Raw genomic sequence first — 17,462 nt, forward strand, 5'->3', positions numbered from 1 at the left:
TTCTCCTATTCTTTGTGTCCTATCACTTGAAAAATGGCATCTTGCAACATGGTCTCAACTTTTTTAACATCATCAGACACTATTTGTGCAGCAGCATTCGCTAAGGAACCACCACCACCAATCTTTTCCATAATCAATTGTACGTTGATTGAGTTATCTGAGCGTGCAGAGATACCAACTTTTTCATCAGGACGTCGTGTAATGACGAAGCTAGCCGCCACACCTTGAATTTTCAATAATTCATCGGCCGCTTGAGCAGCTAAAACCGGATTATAAAAAACATCGTTTTCCCCGACCACTGTTGCAATATTGTGGTCTAGAACCATCAGTTCAAACAAGTGAGATTTAACCAACAGGTCTTCCTTTGATTCCTTACCAAAGCTGCTCAGCAATTGTGCATCAGCTCCGGCGGCTCGCAAAAAACTAGCTGCATCAAAGGTCCTTGATCCGCTATGTGCTGTAAAACCTTTTGTATCTAATTGAATACCGCCTAGTAAAGCTGTTGCCTCCACTTTAGTTAATGGCGATTTACGGCGATCCTCATAGCCGAGCAATTCCGTCACTAGCTCGGAAGTCGAAGATGCATATTGTTCAACATAAAAGAGAATTGGTTTTTCTTTAAAACCTTCATCAGCGATACGATGATGATCAATCACGACCAAAGACGATTTTAATTTATCCAGCAACTGGCCAGCGGCTGAAATACTTGGGCGGGAATGATCAACTAGGACTAGTAGGCTTTGTTCGCTTGCAAGGGTTAAGGCCTTCTTCTCTGAAATAAAAGGAACTTCAACTAATTTTAATGTCTGGCCATCAGCTAATTGCTGCTTAAGTTTGTTATTGCTTGTGGCAACTTCTTCTTTAATTTTCTCCACAACCAGCTGGACATCACGTTGTAAATTCTGTTCGTCAATCACGATATATGCAGTCAAATCGTGCAAACGGCTCATCCGCCAAACGCCCAAAGCGGCACCTAGCGCATCCATATCTGGATTTTGGTGACCAGAAATAAAGACAGAATCAGCATTAGCGAATAAATCAGATAGTGCTTGATCAATCATCCGTGCACGAACTCGCGTCCGCTTAGCCATCGGATTAGAGGTACCGCCAAAATAAAGTGCCGGATTATCATCATTTCGAATAACAACTTGATCACCGCCACGACCTAGTGCCAAATCCAAATTGCGGTGGGCTAATTCAGCTAGATCATTCAAATCTGAAACACCAAAAGCAATTCCGACTGACAATGAAAGCGGCATATTTTGTTTCAAAGATTCTTCACGGACTTCATCTAAAATTGAAAAACGATCGTCCTCTAATGACTTAAGGTCTGGCAAGCGACCAAAAAAAAGATAACGATCAGCCGACATCCTTTTTAAAAACAAGTGATATTTCTTAGACCAGCCGTCCAGTCTTCCAGAAATAAAAGCAATCAAACGGCTTGACTCAGAATCAGTAGCATCTTGGATAACTTCTTCGTAATTATCAACACTGATCAAGCCGTAAAATAGACGATCTCGCTCATAAAACAGCTGATATTTAGAAACATCTGTTAGATCCAGCAAATAAATCGTCTGGCCATCGTGCTGTACTTGTAGTGAAAATTTGCCATCACGCCAATCAATCTCCGTTGAACCACTGTCTTTATTAGCCTGCACCAATTCATACAAAACTGAATCAGCCTGTTTTAAATTCTTGCCAATAATTGAATGGTCGCCAATCACATTCATTAAGTTCTCATTGACCCATTCAATATCACTATCAGAATTCAACAGCATAACTCCGATCGGCATTTGATCCAGTGCGCTAGTCTGCGAAATCGAAACACGGCCATTTAAGTTAGTCATATAAGTTTGAAAGTCAATACCAAGTGAATTTACCAGGCTATAAATTAGTAATGACGCTAAGGCAACAATGACTAGCCAAGCAATGGCGATGATCAATCCGAAGTGCAAAGCGAAAATAAAACCAGAAATAGCCAGCAAAGCAAAAACCACGATCAAATAAATGACGCGGTAATTTTTGATAAATGCTGGTAGTCGACTATATTTCTTCATCAAGGATTTAATTTTATCACGATGAGCAGGCTCTATCGCTTTTAGAGACAAAAAAACACTCTTTTCAAAGAGTGTTAAACATCAAAAATTAATTATTGACAACGAATGGCAATAAAGCCATAATCCGAGCACGCTTAATTGCAATTGCAATTTTACGCTGATTTTTTGAGCTAGTTCCAGTAATGCGACGAGGCAAAATTTTACCATTATCAGCAATAAAGCGTTGCAATAAATCAGCATCTTTGTAGTCAACATAGTCAATATGATTAACAGCTAAGTAATCAACACGACGACGACCGCCTTGACGACGGCCGCCACGACGATCACCATCTCCACGAGGAGTACGGCTAGGACGATTATTGCGTTCGCCATTAAAGGTAGACCTTTGACTTGAATGTTCTTCAGGCATAATTAGTAATCCTTTCTTAAAATTTTAGAATGGGAGATCATCATCTGAGATATCAAGCGAATCATTTCCTGCGTCCGTATTAAAAGGACTACTAGAGTTATTGGCTTGATTATGATTAGTTGAAGCAGATTGCGAGTTATTGCTAAATTGCGAATCAAAAGGATTCGGCTGCTGCTGCGTTGGAATATTGAAATTACTTTGACTTCGCGGTGCAGCAGAAGAAGCATTACCATTGGCTGGCGTACCATTTTGAGCGCGCCGAGCTTCGGACTGCGCACGCGTTTCCAGTAACTGAAAATTATCAACCACGATTTCGGTCACATAAACTTTTTGGCCTTGATTATTATCATAGGTCCGCGTTTGTAAACGACCTTCGACAGCAACCATAGCACCTTTACCAGTAAAATTGGCAAAATTTTCAGCAGGTTTTCGCCAAATCACACAACTGATAAAATCAGCTTCACGATCACCAGCACGATTCGTAAAATTCCGCTCAACTGCAATTGTAAAGGAACCTACCGCATCACCATTTCCTGTATAACGCAACTCAACGTCACGGGTGATTCTACCAACTAATACAACTCGATTGATCATAAAACTCCTTATTTTTCAGGTGCAGTCGCAGCGGGTGCAGTTGTCGTCGTTCTAGCTTGGCGAGCAGCTACGGCTTGATTCTGTGCAGCATTACGTTCTGCTTCACGTTGTGCACGACGCTCGATCGCTCTTTGCGCTGCAGCAGCTTGCTTAGCATGAGCGTCTGCAAGTTTTTCAGGATCAACAGCAACGATCATGTGACGTAAGATATCTTCAGAAATCTTAGCCAAACGATCGAACTCGTCGACAGCTTTAGTACCTTCGGCAGCAAAAGTAACAACGTGATATGTTCCTTCTCTGTAACCGTCGATCTCATAAGCGAACTTACGTGTATTCCAGTCTTCAGATTTAGAGATCTGGGCACCGTTGTCAGTCAAAATAGTATCAAAACGGGCCAGCAAAGCTGCTTTAACGTCTTTATCTAAGTTGGGCCGAACAATATAAGTCAATTCATAATTAGCCATAATTTACCTCCTTTTGGTCTCTGACCGCCTGAGCGGTAAGGAAGTGAGTATTTCATCACGGATAACCATGATACAGGGAAATAGCCTCAAAATCAAGCTTAGAAAGGGCGTTTATTCAAGACTGATTTTAAATATTAATGATCTGGTCAAAATAACTATCAAACTGATTTGAATGCGTCACCATGACCACGATACTACCATGCTCGGCGAAAGATTTTAAAATATTCATAACCTGATAACCATTTTGCAGATCTAATGAACCGGTGGGCTCATCGGCTAAAATAATTTCCGCCTTTTTGAGCAATAGCCTTATCAAGGCAACACGCTGCTGTTCTCCCCCGCTTAATTTATAAGCGGGCATTTGATAATAGCTTTCCTTATTATTCGCATAAACAAAACAAATCAAAAAAGAAAGCATCGAGATCAATACAAATACCAATTTCTGTACTTTCTTCATAAAAACCTACTTTCTATTATCTTAAGCCGCAAATAAGAACTATTGATCAGTGTAAGAAAAACCTAGGATGATGACAGTCATTCTCTAAAATGATTGTAATAAAGCATTATTGCGAAAATAGCTGGACTTTATCACAGTAGCAGATAAGTAGAGATAAAAAAAACGGCTCATCGCCGTTTAAAATTTCTTTTACATTTTCATGTTGGCAGCCATCGAATCAACACCGTTCTTAGCGCAAAGATCTTTAAGGTTCCAATGTTTAGGATGTTTGGGATCAAACACTTCAATTTGCGCCATCATACCCGTATCCTCGTGTTCAAGAATATGGCAGTGATACATGAAAATGCCGGCTACATTGAACTCCACCAACAAACGCACATGTTCACCAGGATTAACAGCTATCGTGTCCTTGTAGCCTAATTCATTCGGATAAGGCTCTTTGCCATTACGAGACAAGACCAAAAATTCCATGCCATGCATATGAAAAGGATGAATCATGCCCATCCCCGGCATATCATCGTTTGTGTTCGAAACATCCCAAATTTCGTTTTTACCAATCTCTTGTCTGTCGTCAATACGAGTCATATCATAAAGTTTGCCATTGATTTTAACCGCATCATCCATTCCCGACATGATGACTTGATGGTCAACACCTCCTGTAAAACCACGATCAATTTCTTTCAGCTTACTTGGTAGTTCAACACGATTATCCTCTGTAAACTCACCCACAGTCAGAGTCAAAATGACTGTATCATCAGCCTTCAAAAGCAGTTGATCACCTTTTTTATAAGCAGATAGATCAAGCAATAATTCAGCTCTTTCAGCAGTCGTTAACATGATCTTTGTCAAAGGGACAGCGTGTGGCAAAAAACCGCCATCGGATGCAATTTGGGTCATGACGATATTTTTATCAGTATTTAAACGTAATTCACGACGATTAGCACCATTTAAAACGCGCAATCTCAGCCAAGGACGCGTCACGGTAAATTCAGCATTAGCAGTGCCATTCACTAAGGCCGTATCCCCTAAGGTACCATCCATATCATAATCAGCCTGATAGTCCCACTGGTTATCATGGAAAGTTCGATCTTGAAAAATCACAGGGATATCGTCAATACCCCAATCATGAGGTAGTTGCGGTAGATTATCCAATGGATTAACAACCGTAACTGGTGCTGCCAGACCCCTCCAGACTTGTTCGGCTGTATGCGGACATGGATGTGGATGGAGCCAAGCGGTCATTGTCGGCTGGTGAACATCGAACTCAATTTCTTTGGATTCGCCCGGCTGTACGGGTGCGTGCGGACCACCATCTTCAATTGGACCAGGGATATTTAGACCATGCCAATGCCAGGTTGTCACTTCTGGCAACTCATTAACTAAAGTTAAATGATAATGTTTGCCAGATTCATATTGAATCAAAGGGCCTAATAGCGAGCCGTTATAACCCCAAGTACGAGTCGCTTTGCCATCCAAAATTCTAGTCTCGCCGACTTGGGCGTGAATCGTGTAATAAATCGTGCCGCCTTCGACCTTGTCAGCCTTAAGAATGGCTGGAATTTTGAGCGCGCGTCTTTTCGTATCAGGACGAATCAGTGCTTTGAAAGCAGCATCGTGATAATCAAAAGCACTTTCGTCGAATAAATAATCGTTGATAATCTTTGTCATTTAGACCTCCATATAATCAAAGCAATTACTTGTTTTATCAACATCATAATTTTTAAAAATCCAAAAATGTTGATTTCTAATTAATCATAGCTTATCTATTTTAAGAAGTTTACCCTTATCAAAATATTGCGATAAGGGTAAACTTAATATAATTATTGGAGGAAAAAACACATGCGTCTGTTACAGGCTCAAATAATTGCTGATCTGCATGTTCAGCCAGTTATTAATGCACAAGATGAAATTAATCGGTCCGTGGCTTTTTTAAAAAACTATCTGCTGGCAAACCCGGAATATAAAAGTTATGCCTTGGCTATTTCCGGCGGCCAGGACTCGACACTTGCTGGTAAACTCGCGCAAATCGCAATTGACCAGCTGCGCAAAGAAACTGGTGATAGCAGCTATCGGTTGGTCGCGATCCGTCAACCTTATGGCATCCAAGCTGATGAAGATGATGCACAGTTAGCCTTGAAATTTATTGATCCAGATCAGACAATCACAACCGACATTAAAGCAGCAACCGATGCTTTAACAAAAACATTGCGAGAAAGCGGCTTAGTCGTTGATGATATGAGCCGCGGCTCAATCAAACCAAAAATGCGTATGATCGCACAATACGCGGTTGCACGCGAACATCAAGGAGTTGTCGTTGGTACTGACCATGCCGCTGAAGCCTTTGCCGGGTTTTTTACTAAATATGGCGATGGCGGCACAGATATCGATCCGCTCTGGCGATTAAATAAGCGTCAAGGTAAACAAATGCTGGAAGTTTTAAAAGCACCTAAAGCGCTCTATGAAAAAATTCCTTCAGCTGACCTTGAAGATGATCGACCGCAATTGCCAGATGAAGTTGCACTAGGCGTTAAATACACAGATATTGATGATTACTTAGAGGGCCGTGACGTATCCGATGCGGCAGCCAAACAGATCGAAAAACTCTACCTGTCTACCAAACAAAAACGCCACTTACCGGTTACAATTTACGATACTTGGTGGTACTAAAAACCTTTAGTCTCAGCGATTAAAGGTTTTTTGTTTGCCCATATTATTTTTTGTTCGGCTTGAAAAAAGATAATAGTGCTTCAGCAAACATACCGATCGCCATCATCTGCATGGCCAGCATGTTGCGCATGGAAAATACCGCCCAGACAAGTACTGCATAGAAAATAACAAAAAAAGCTGATAACCATTTTGAAAATATCATAATTAACCTACCTTTGGATTTTTAAGAGGAACTTGGGAAAAACTTGTTTAATTAACCTCTTCTAGCTTAATACATAAAATAAAACCCGGAAATTTTCCGGGTTTTAAGAATTTAAATTATACTTCTGAATCTGGTTCGTCTGGATCATTCAATTGATGATCAGCTAATTTTTTAATTTTATCAGCGATCTCATCATTGCTCTGTCCGTTAACCGCAATCGTTTCGTCAGCACCTTGAGCGCCATCTTCGTTATCAACTAACCCGTCATCATCAGGCTTTTCATCTTCTTTTTCAACTTTAGCCAAGGTTGCTACTTTTGAGCCTTCTTCTGTGCGAATAACTCGAACGCCTAAGGTTGCTCGACCTGTAATTGAAACATCGTCAGCTTTGAAACGAATCATGATCCCAGAATCAGTCGTAATCATAATATCTTCATCACCAGACACAACGATCAAACCAGCTAGAGGGCCATTTTTAGATGAAATATTGGCTGTTTTATAGCCTTTTCCGCCACGACCACGAATCGGATATTCTTCAACTGCGGTCTGCTTGCCATAGCCCTTTTCAGTAATGATCAAAACATTATTACCAGGCGTCAATAAGTCGGTACCAACGACATAATCTTTATCACGTAAATTCATGCCACGAACACCAGATGCCGTCCTGCCCATTGCACGAACATCTTTTTCGGCAAATGAGACTGCATATCCAGAATGTGACGCAATAACAATGTTCTGTTGACCGTTTGTCGCGAGAACACTAATCAATGAATCATCATCACGCAAATTAATGGCGCGTAAACCAGATTGACGAATGTTTGTGAAATCCGAGACTGCAGTCCGCTTGACCGTACCAAATTTTGTCGTAAAGAATAAGAAATCCTTTGATGTTGCTGCATCGCCGCGAACATTGATCACAGCTTGAACGCGCTCACCGGCATCTAATCCTAAGAGATTAATGACAGGAATGCCCTTAGCTTGACGACCATATTCAGGCACTTCGTAACCCTTCATTTTATAAACTTTCCCTTGATCAGAGAAAAAGAGCAGCGTATCGTGCGTACTTGTTGAAACAAGCTGTTCAACAAAATCGTCATCATGAGTGTTCATGCCTTGAACGCCACGGCCACCACGATTCTGAGTATGAAACTCACCAGTTGAAAGACGTTTGATATAGCCTTTATGAGTAAGAGATATCAAAACATCTTCCTCATCGATCAAGTCTTCGTCTTCGATAGATAGCACATCACCAACTTGCAATTCCGTACGACGCGCATCACCAAATTTATTGGCAATATCAAGTAATTCTTGATAAATAATTTGGTCAATACGCTCGGGCTTAGCTAAAATATCCTTAAAGTCCTCAATTGATTTCAGTAATTCATTGTACTCAGCTTCAATTTTGTCACGTTCCAAACCGGTTAAACGAACCAGTCGCATGTCCAAAATGGCTTGCGCCTGTCTATCAGATAGTTGATAACGATTTATCAGTTCGCTTTTCGCGATTTCAGCTGTTTTGCTAGCACGGATCAATTCGATAATGGCATCAATATGGTCCAACGCAATCCTTAAACCTTCAAGAATATGCGCACGATCCTGTGCTTTTTTTAAATCAAATTCAGTCCGGCGACGGATAATTTCCCGCTGATGATCCAAATAAGCAACTAAAATCTGTTTTAAACTCATCGTTTCTGGTTTGCCATGATTAATTGCGATCATATTAAAGGAAAAACTCGTCTGAAGCAGCGTTTGTTTGTATAAATTGTTCAAAACGACATTGGCATTAGCATCACGTCCAATATCAATTGCAACTCTAAGACCTTTTTGGTCCGATTCATCACGAATAGCCGTGATACCTTCCATTTTTTTCTCTAAAACTAATTCACGAACTCGTTCGATCAGCTTAGCTTTATTGACCATGTAAGGAAGTTCAGAAATAGCAATACGCTCGTGGCCCGTGGAAGTTGTTTCGATGTCAACCTTTGATCGAATTGTCACTGACCCGCGGCCGGTTTCATAAGCACGTCGAATACCGGCTTTGCCCATAACGATCGCACCGGTTGGAAAATCAGGACCAGGCAAGACTTCCATCAAGTCAGCAACTGTTGCATCAGGATTAGCCATCAAAACATGAATCGCGGCAATCACTTCGCGCAAATTGTGCGTTGGAATATTTGTTGCCATCCCGACAGCGATTCCTTGAGCACCATTGACCAAAAGATTAGGAAAACGAGCTGGCAGTACAACTGGTTCGCGATTGTCACCATCATAACTAGGTTGGAAATCAACCGTTCCTTTATTAATGTCACGCAACATTTCCAACGCAATTTTTGATAAACGCGCTTCGGTATACCGCATTGCAGCTGCCGGGTCGCCATCAATCGAACCAAAGTTTCCATGACCATCAACAAGTGGGTAGCGGTAGCTGAATGGTTGTGCCATGCGTACCAAAGACTCATAGATCGCTGAATCGCCATGCGGATGGAACTTACCCATAACATCCCCAACGATTCGAGCAGCTTTCTTATGGGGCTTGTCAGGCGTCACGCCCAGCTCATTCATGCCATATAAAATCCGGCGATGAACTGGTTTTAACCCATCACGAACATCCGGCAGAGCACGAGCGACAATAACCGACATCGCATAAGACAGAAAACTTGTTCGCATCGTTCTGTTTAAATCTGTATTTTTGATCCTTGAATCAGGTGTGAAATTATTGTTTTCTTCATCAGCCATAAATTACCTCACACATCCAAATCTTCAACAAATTGTGCATTATCTTCGATAAATTCGCGTCTTGGTTCAACACGATCACCCATCAGCATATCGAACGTGGTGTCGACTTCAGGCTGATACTCTGGATCAACTCTTAGCAAACGACGATGTTTTGGATCCATAGTCGTGTCCCAAAGCTGAACTGCATCCATTTCTCCAAGTCCCTTATATCGTTGAATCCTTGCTTTTGGACTAGCCGGTAATGTGGCAACATAGTCATCTAATTCTTCATCGGAATCTAGATAAACACGATCAGTTGAATTACCAATTGCAACACCATACAAAGGTGGCTGAGCGATATAAATATAGCCTGCATCAATCAGCGGACGCATATATCTGAAGAACAAAGTCAACAGCAAAGTACGAATGTGTGCCCCGTCAACATCAGCATCAGTCATAATGATCACTTTGTGATAATGAGCTTTTTCAATATTAAATTCATCGCCAAAGCCGGTACCCATCGCCGTAAACAAGGAGCGAATTTCTTCATTAGCCAGTACTTTGTCTAAAGTAGCTTTTTCAACATTCAAAATTTTTCCACGAATCGGCAAAATAGCCTGCGTTAAGCGAGAACGACCTTGTTTGGCTGAACCACCAGCAGAATCCCCCTCGACAATAAACAATTCAGACAATGCAGGATCTCTGGAAGTGTTATCAGCTAACTTGCCTGCCAATGCACTGATTTCCAAACCAGACTTTTTACGCGTCAGATCACGTGCTTTTTTCGCAGCAACACGTGCCTTAGAAGCGATTAATCCCTTGTTAGCAATCGCTCTGGCGGTCTCTGGGTTTTCCATCATGAAACGATTAAAAATCATTGAGAACTGATGATTGACCGCTTGCTGGGCATCTGTGTTGCCCAGTTTGGTTTTTGTTTGTCCTTCGAATTGTGGATCTGGATGTTTGATCGAAACAATCGCCGTAATGCCTTCTCGAACATCTTCACCAGTCAAAGGATCTTCAGAATCTTTCAAAATGCCTTTTTTCTTAGCGTAATCATTGATAATACGCGTCAAAGCCATTTTAAAGCCAGTTTCGTGGGTACCGCCTTCATGGGTATGAATGTTATTTGTAAAGCTCATTAAGGTTTCAGCAACGGCGTCCGTGTACTGCAAAGCAACTTCAACTTGAATACCATTCTCTTCACCTTCAACATAGACAGGTTCTGGAAAAAGAGCTTCTTTATTTTTATTTAAAAATTTGACATACTCGGCAATGCCACCTTCATACATAAATGATTCTTTTTTATTAGGATCAACTCGTGCATCAGTAATAGATAAACGCAAACCTTTATTCAAAAAAGCTAATTCACGGATACGGCTCGATAGTGTTTTATAGTCGAAAACAGTTGTTTCACGAAAAATATCGGGATCTGGGGCAAAGTGAACAATCGTGCCGCGCTTCAAACGCATGGGCTCGTCAAGCAGCTTCATTTCGGTATTGATATGTCCACGCTGGAAATCCATGTAATAAATTTTGCCATCGCGATATACACGAACATCCATTTCCTTGGATAAAGCATTCACAACCGAAGCACCAACACCATGCAGACCGCCGGAAACCTTATAACTTTTTGAATCAAATTTACCACCAGCATGCAAAATAGTGAAAACAGCTTCCATAGCCGGTCGACCAGTCTTAGGCTGAATTTCAACCGGCACACCTCGACCATCATCTGTCACTGTGATCGAATTATCCTTTTCGATCGTGACCGTGACGTGAGTCGCGAATCCAGCTAAGGCCTCATCAATACCGTTATCGATAATTTCCCATACCAAATGATGAAGTCCCGAACTGGCAGTTGAGCCGATATACATACCTGGGCGTTTGCGCACTGCTTCAAGTCCTTCAAGAATTTGAATCGACGAACCACCGTAAGAATTATTATCGTTAGGTGCTATTTGACTATTATTATTTTTATTTTCAACCATTAATCAGCCTTCCGTCTTTCACTTGATAAATTTTTGGATTTTTAATCAATTCTTTTTCAACATCTGAAAGACTCGTCGTTGTTAAAAAAGTTTGAACTTTGTCTTGGATAAAACGCAATAATTGCGTCTGCCGATCACCATCTAATTCGGATAAAACATCATCAAGCAACAAAATCGGATATTCTCCGGTCTCATATTTCATCATTTCGATCTCCGCCAAACGAATCGACAAGGCAGTTGTTCGTTGCTGACCTTGCGAAGCAAATGAGCCAACCTCTTTTTGATTGATAAAAAACTTTAAATCATCATGGTGCGGACCAACAGTCGTCGATTTTAAAAGCAATTCCCGCGTCCGGTTTTTTAATAACTGTTTCTTAAAAATCTCAGAAATTTCTGGAATCGTCGAACGCTCATCAATTCCAGCAAAACTCATATAATTGATTTTTAATTCTTCAGTATTCGAGATTGCTTTATGAATTTCAAAAGAATATTTTTCTAGTGTCTGAACTAATGCAAATCGTTGAAAAATAATTTCACTGCCGTATTTGATTAGCTCATCATCTAAAACAGTTAGATAAATTTCATCAATTTTCGGCTTAGCGGCAGTCCATTGAATGTTTTTGAAATAGGCGTTGCGGTTCTTTAACGCCTCGCGATACTGCAATAAATTGAATAAATAGTTTGCCGACATTTGACCAAATTCGCTGTCAATAAATTTTCGGCGGCCACCTGGTGCACCTTTAACAAGATCCAGATCCTCCGGTGCAAACAGGACAGTGTTGAAGTTTCCTATGTAATTTGACAGTCGATTTTCGATTAAATGGTTAACAAAAACTTTTTTTCCGCTCTTTGTAATTTGAACTTCTAGCGGAAATTTACCAGACTTTGTTTGAACTTCACCGAGAATATCAGCTGCATCAGCTGACCAATTTATCAAATCATGATCATTATTATCGCGATGTGATCGTGCCATCGATAAAAGATAGATCGCTTCAAGCAAATTTGTCTTGCCCTGAGCATTATCACCAATTAAAACGTTAATTGAATTAGAAAAATCTACTTGTAGTTCTTCATAATTACGGAAATCTTTCAGCCTTAGACTATTGAGAAACAATTTGATAGTCTCCGATTTTAAGAATTTTAATCGAATCTCCTGGATAAAGCTTTCGCCCGCGTCGAAAATCCGATTCACCGTTTACGAAGAAAGAATCAGCATTTTCTCGTAAAAAAAACTTAGCACTGCCGCCAGAATCGACGATATTTTCTATCTTTAAAAGCTGCCCAAGCGTGATAAACTCGGTGTTGATTTGAACCTTTTTCAAATTTTCACCCCCAAGAATACCTTGACCATTATAACAAAAAACGCTAATTTTTGCTATTTAAGCAATTTTTCAGCGTTTTGGTAACTCTTAGCTATTAAAGACAGTTTTTGCTTAAATCGCAAAAATTTAGAAAGTACGTACAGGTGTAATCAATTGAACCTTGCTGTTATCTGTCGATCCGTTCGGCTTGATAACAAATGGTCGCAGACTAGTTGTAAAGGAAAAATCTAGCTTGCCTTCATTGATCGAACTGATCGCATCACGAACGAAATCTGGATTAAAACTAATTTTCAGATCTTCACCAGTGAAATCGCTGATTGTTAGTTCTTCCAAAACTTTGCCGACTTCGCTTTGAGCAGTTCCTAGAACTAGTTTGCTGCCGGTAATGGAAAATTCAGCCACAATATTACCAGATTGGTGAGCAACAAGACTAGCACGGTCCAAAGATTGAGACAGTTGAGAGGCATCGATCGTAAAATGAGTCGTTGAATCAGCAGGAATCAGACGATCGGTTTCTGGATATTGGCCTTCAAGCAGACGGGAATAAAAAGTTGTTTGGCCGAGATCGACCAATAATTGAGAACGATCGAACTGTAAATTTAAATTAGTCACATTTTCCAACAAACCGCGAAGTTCGATCAAGGCTTTGCTTGGTACAACGACATCGGCCGGATTAGCAATTGCAGTCTTCGTGATTCGTTGCGATAGTCGATGAGAATCAGTTGAAACTGCCTTGATTTGATTATCGGAAATGATGAAATGAATACCAGTCAATAAGGGTCTTGAGTCCTGAATCGAAACAGCTCGAATTGTTTCGTTAATAATATCAGTCAGCTGCACAGCTGAAATCGCGATCGTATTAGCATCATCAAGCCTTGGTAATTGCGGATAATTATCAGCTGATTGTCCGGAAACGGTGAAATCCGATTTGCCGCCAACGATTTTGATCTGAGAACCTTCTGTTGAAATTTCAACTTGGTCACTCGAGAGACGCTTAATAATATTGCTGAAGAAATTAGCATTCGCAACGATTTCACCAGCCTCTTCAACAACCAGATTTTTCGTTTTATCGGCAGTTAAAATGGTTTTAATAGAAATTTCTGAATTAGATCCAATCAAAGTTAGCTGATTCTCAAATACTGAGATCTTAATTCCAGTTAAAATGGGAATGATTACTTTTCCAGAAATTGCTCGATTAACGATATTCAATTTACTTGCTAGTTCACTTCTCTTGACAGAAAATTTCATTGTGCGTCCTAAGTAATAATTTTAGTTAATAATAGTAATAAGGTCTGTGTAAACTGTGCAAAAACCGTTTCAACACGCAGCTGATCAACGTTTTTCAGGTGGAAAGACTTGGGATAATTCTCTTCATAAGTCTTTAGTTTTCTACACCCTAATCATACGTATTTTTTACGACTTCTCTTTAATTTTAGCTGAAAGAGTCTCGATGCGCTGCTTTAAAGCGTAATCAGTTTCAATTAGATCGGCTATTTTTTCTGTGCCATGCATGACAGTCGTGTGGTCGCGGCCGCCAAATGCTTGTCCAATTTTCGGTAAAGAAGTATCGGTCAGTGTTCTGATCAGGTACATGGCTACTTGTCTTGGCAAAACGATATCAGAATTACGTTTTTTTCCTAATAGATCAACGATACTCACCCTATAATCATCAGCAACTATTTTTTGGATATCAGCTACCGTGATAATTTTTTGTCTCGTGATATTCAAATGTTCCAGAATCTTCTGTGCATTAGCTACGTTGATCGGACGACCAGCTCTAGCCATTAGCGTCAATGTATTGAAGGCACCTTCTAGTTCACGAACGTTGCTGTCAACTTGTTCGGCAATCAGCGACAGTGTTTGATTGTTGATCTCGATGCCGGCTTCTTCAGATTTGTTTTTTAAAATAGCTAAGCGAGTTGGAAAGTCCGGTTTTTGGATATCATAGGCGACTCCCTGCATAAATCGTGAGACTAGACGCGCATTTAATCCTGGAATATCTTTTGGCAAAACATCTGATGTCATCACGATCTGTTTTTGTGATTTTGTGATTTTATTAAAAATATTAAAAAATTCCTCTTGAAAACGATCTTTACCTTGCAGCATCTGGATATCATCAACGAGCAGCAGATCAACGTTTTCATAGGTATTGGTGAATTCATTTGTCGTTTTCTTGCTGATTGCATCTACCCAATCATTCATGAAATCATCTGTTGTAATATATCGGACGACGGCATCGGGCTGCAGTTCTTTGAGACGATTGCCAATCGCTTCCATCAAATGCGTTTTGCCTAAGCCAGATGATCCATATATAAGCAAGGGATTATATTGGCGCCCAGGTTGTTCGGAAACAGCCATAGCAGCGCTAGTTGCTAATTCGTTAGCATCTCCAACGACCCAAGTATCGAAAGTGAAATTTGCGTTTAATTGATAATCAGTGGCTGTGAAATTGGTTTTTGACTCATGAGAGCGGCTGCTGACTGGATTTTTGACAACTTTGACCACTTTTAATTCAGGCTTAAAAAAATCATGTGCAACATCGTAAGCGTATTCCATGAATTTAGCTGTGTAGTTGCCGTTGTCCCAGGCTTGCATGACGATATCGCTGGGAACTTGCAGTTCGACAGTCCTATTGGCCAAGTCAACGTTGGCTGCGTGAACAGGCTTGATCCAGTTTTCGTAGGCTGTTTCTCCCATATTAGCGGCAAAACGGTCCTGAATACCGCTCCAAAAAGTATTCAAATCAAAGTAAGAGTCATTCATATTTTTTCCAATAGACTAATTAAACGGGAACAGACTGTTATTTTCAACAGCCTGTGTATATAACTTTCCGAGATATTTACAGTCTGTTTACTAATTTATCCCCAAGCTGGTGGTTAAATCTCGCTCTTTCCACTTTTTTAAGACTTTTCCACAATCAAGGTTATCCACAAATACCCGATTTATCCACAATTTTGGATCTTTTCCACAAAATCCACAGATAATTGCGACTCATTTGTTCACAAGCTGTGGATATGTTGTTAATTAGTGGAAAACCTACTGTAACAAGCCTTTTGCCTTTAAACTTTCTTAACAATTCCACACCACGTTCCGTGGTAATGTGGATAATTAAATTTCTTTTAAAAGCTTGTCCCTATTGAGCTTTGGCCTGCTTTTGTGTTAATATATTTCAGTAACTTTGTCTGTGTTAGACATATATTGGAGTAGAACATGAAAAGAACTTATCAACCAAAGAAGAGGCACTTGCAACGTGTCCACGGATTTCGTAAACGAATGAGTACCGCAAACGGTCGTCGGGTCATTGCACGTCGTCGTGCTAAAGGCCGGAAGGTGTTAGCTGCTTAAACCAGTCGCTTATGCGACTTTTTTTGTAATATGGGAACGAAAAAACCTTTTCGAATTAAAAAAGCAAGCGATTTTACGAGAATTTTTGCTCAACACAAATCTTTCGCAAACCGCTATTTTGTTGTATATAGCGATAATCAGCCTGAACATTTAGATGTCCAACACTGGCGGATCGGTTTATCAGTTTCCAAAAGAGTCGGTAAAGCACATGAGAGAGTTTGGGTCAAACGTCGAATTAGTGAATCTTTTAACAATATTTCACCTTTAATTGCAAATAGTCTTGATATCGTCGTTGTTGCCCGCCCGCTCGTTAACAAACGATCGCAAATGTTTATTCAAACACAACTAGTTCACGTATTGGATTTAGCAGGAATTTTAAATGGAAAAGAAAAAGAATAATTTTATTAAGCAGGCTGGCTGGTTTTCAATTCTGGTTTCCGCTCTGGCCTTGATCGCGATTATTGCTTTTGGCTTGATGCCAAATAGCGATACGACCGTTTATAAGGGAATTCTTGGTTCGGTAACGGCTTTCTTTGCTAATTCGATCCTCGGTGTCTCAAAATTCCTTGGTAATTCATATGGTTACGGTATTATCGGTTTCACCATTTTAATTCGTTTCTTGATTTTGCCTTTAATGGCTTACTCTACATCATCATCAAAGAGTATGGCTAAGGTCACGCCTTTGATCAAAAAGGTGCAAGACAAGTACAAGGGCAAACGAGATCGGGATTCAATGACCAATATGCAGGCAGAGACTTCCGCTATCTATAAAGAAGCCGGCGTTAATCCTTATGCGTCTTTGCTGCCGGTTATCATTCAGCTGCCTGTTTTATGGGCACTGTTTCAAGCAGTATCATCTACCCCGACTTTGAAGACAGGCTCTTTTTTCTGGCTTCAGTTGGGAAAATCTGATCCTTATTTCATTCTGCCTATCTTGGCAGCTCTCTTTACTTTTATCAGTTCTTGGATGAGTACGGCTTCTTTGGGCAAAGATCAGCCTGGTTTCGCAAAGGCGATGCCTTATATTTTTCCTTTCATTATTTTCTTTTCCTCTATGGCTTTTCCATCAGCTTTATCCTTATACTGGGTGGCAACAAATGCTTTTCAGGTTGTTCAAACCTTCTTTTTGCAAAATCCTTTTAAAGCACGAGCTGAAGAACGCATGGCACAACAAGCAGAAACAGACAGAAAGCGAGCAATTACAAAAACTTTACGTAAATCTCGCAAACGGAGGAAATAA

At 40.4% G+C, this 17,462-nt stretch carries 16 protein-coding genes and 1 pseudogene; 4 read left to right on the forward strand and 13 right to left on the reverse strand.

All coding sequences use genetic code 11. The features are described from left to right. Positions 1 to 5: 5 nt before the first annotated feature. The 6 genes and pseudogenes from DLJ48_RS03455 to DLJ48_RS03480 all read right to left on the reverse strand — a co-directional run bounded on the left by DLJ48_RS03455 (position 6) and on the right by DLJ48_RS03480 (position 5,649). A complete protein-coding gene (locus DLJ48_RS03455) occupies positions 6 to 2,057 on the reverse strand; it encodes a DHH family phosphoesterase (protein ID WP_128685939.1) in 2,052 nt (683 codons plus the stop codon). A gap of 88 nt (positions 2,058 to 2,145) precedes the next feature. Further along, on the reverse strand, positions 2,146 to 2,466 hold the full coding sequence (rpsR, locus tag DLJ48_RS03460) for a 30S ribosomal protein S18 (RefSeq protein WP_128685941.1): 321 nt from the start codon (positions 2,464 to 2,466) through the stop codon (positions 2,146 to 2,148). A 24-nt stretch (positions 2,467 to 2,490) separates the two neighbouring features. Further along, positions 2,491 to 3,060: a single-stranded DNA-binding protein gene (ssb, locus tag DLJ48_RS03465; RefSeq protein WP_128685943.1), complete on the reverse strand. Its 570-nt coding sequence runs from the start codon at positions 3,058 to 3,060 to the stop codon at positions 2,491 to 2,493. 173 nt (positions 3,061 to 3,233) lie between these two features. After that, a pseudogene (rpsF, locus tag DLJ48_RS08665) lies at positions 3,234 to 3,524 on the reverse strand (30S ribosomal protein S6); the annotation flags it as partial. A 127-nt stretch (positions 3,525 to 3,651) separates the two neighbouring features. Beyond that, on the reverse strand, positions 3,652 to 3,981 hold the full coding sequence (locus DLJ48_RS03475) for an ATP-binding cassette domain-containing protein (protein WP_128685947.1): 330 nt from the start codon (positions 3,979 to 3,981) through the stop codon (positions 3,652 to 3,654). Between the two features lie 189 nt (positions 3,982 to 4,170). Beyond that, the gene (locus DLJ48_RS03480; protein WP_128685949.1) at positions 4,171 to 5,649 is read right to left on the reverse strand and encodes a multicopper oxidase family protein; all 1,479 of its coding nucleotides are present in this window, start codon (positions 5,647 to 5,649) and stop codon (positions 4,171 to 4,173) included. Between the two features lie 171 nt (positions 5,650 to 5,820). Here DLJ48_RS03480 and nadE point away from each other — a divergent pair, with 171 nt between their 5' ends. Next, positions 5,821 to 6,648: an ammonia-dependent NAD(+) synthetase gene (nadE, locus tag DLJ48_RS03485; RefSeq protein WP_128685951.1), complete on the forward strand. Its 828-nt coding sequence runs from the start codon at positions 5,821 to 5,823 to the stop codon at positions 6,646 to 6,648. 43 nt (positions 6,649 to 6,691) lie between these two features. Here nadE and DLJ48_RS03490 read toward each other — a convergent pair whose 3' ends face one another. The 7 genes from DLJ48_RS03490 to dnaA form a co-directional block, all read right to left on the reverse strand. Further along, positions 6,692 to 6,850: a hypothetical protein gene (locus DLJ48_RS03490; protein WP_161566105.1), complete on the reverse strand. Its 159-nt coding sequence runs from the start codon at positions 6,848 to 6,850 to the stop codon at positions 6,692 to 6,694. Between the two features lie 116 nt (positions 6,851 to 6,966). Beyond that, the gene (gene gyrA, locus DLJ48_RS03495) at positions 6,967 to 9,585 is read right to left on the reverse strand and encodes a DNA gyrase subunit A (protein ID WP_128685953.1); all 2,619 of its coding nucleotides are present in this window, start codon (positions 9,583 to 9,585) and stop codon (positions 6,967 to 6,969) included. Positions 9,586 to 9,593: 8 nt separating this feature from the next. Beyond that, entirely contained in the window at positions 9,594 to 11,555 is a 1,962-nt protein-coding gene (gene gyrB, locus DLJ48_RS03500; protein ID WP_128685955.1) for a DNA topoisomerase (ATP-hydrolyzing) subunit B, read from the reverse strand. Then, complete coding sequence (gene recF, locus DLJ48_RS03505; protein ID WP_128685957.1) at positions 11,548 to 12,669, reverse strand: DNA replication/repair protein RecF; 1,122 nt, start codon at positions 12,667 to 12,669, stop codon at positions 11,548 to 11,550. Before recF ends, gyrB begins: the two co-directional genes overlap by 8 nt. After that, entirely contained in the window at positions 12,656 to 12,877 is a 222-nt protein-coding gene (gene yaaA / locus DLJ48_RS03510; protein WP_128685959.1) for a S4 domain-containing protein YaaA, read from the reverse strand. Before yaaA ends, recF begins: the two co-directional genes overlap by 14 nt. Positions 12,878 to 13,003: 126 nt before the next feature. Further along, positions 13,004 to 14,125 carry a DNA polymerase III subunit beta gene (gene dnaN / locus DLJ48_RS03515; protein WP_128685961.1) on the reverse strand — a complete coding sequence of 374 codons (1,122 nt, stop codon included), beginning with the start codon at positions 14,123 to 14,125 and terminating at the stop codon, positions 13,004 to 13,006. 165 nt (positions 14,126 to 14,290) lie between these two features. After that, entirely contained in the window at positions 14,291 to 15,640 is a 1,350-nt protein-coding gene (dnaA, locus tag DLJ48_RS03520) for a chromosomal replication initiator protein DnaA (RefSeq protein ID WP_128685963.1), read from the reverse strand. A 447-nt stretch (positions 15,641 to 16,087) separates the two neighbouring features. Here dnaA and rpmH point away from each other — a divergent pair, with 447 nt between their 5' ends. Genes rpmH through DLJ48_RS03535 form a run of 3 tightly spaced genes read left to right on the forward strand, consistent with a single transcriptional unit; the run spans position 16,088 to position 17,462 of the window. Next, complete coding sequence (gene rpmH, locus DLJ48_RS03525; protein WP_128685965.1) at positions 16,088 to 16,222, forward strand: 50S ribosomal protein L34; 135 nt, start codon at positions 16,088 to 16,090, stop codon at positions 16,220 to 16,222. A gap of 30 nt (positions 16,223 to 16,252) precedes the next feature. Further along, positions 16,253 to 16,621 carry a ribonuclease P protein component gene (gene rnpA, locus DLJ48_RS03530; RefSeq protein ID WP_128685967.1) on the forward strand — a complete coding sequence of 123 codons (369 nt, stop codon included), beginning with the start codon at positions 16,253 to 16,255 and terminating at the stop codon, positions 16,619 to 16,621. Beyond that, complete coding sequence (locus DLJ48_RS03535; RefSeq protein ID WP_128685968.1) at positions 16,602 to 17,462, forward strand: YidC/Oxa1 family membrane protein insertase; 861 nt, start codon at positions 16,602 to 16,604, stop codon at positions 17,460 to 17,462. Before rnpA ends, DLJ48_RS03535 begins: the two co-directional genes overlap by 20 nt.

Origin of the sequence: Oenococcus sicerae (genome assembly GCF_004102045.2) — a bacterium.
Classification (GTDB): domain Bacteria; phylum Bacillota; class Bacilli; order Lactobacillales; family Lactobacillaceae; genus Oenococcus; species Oenococcus sicerae.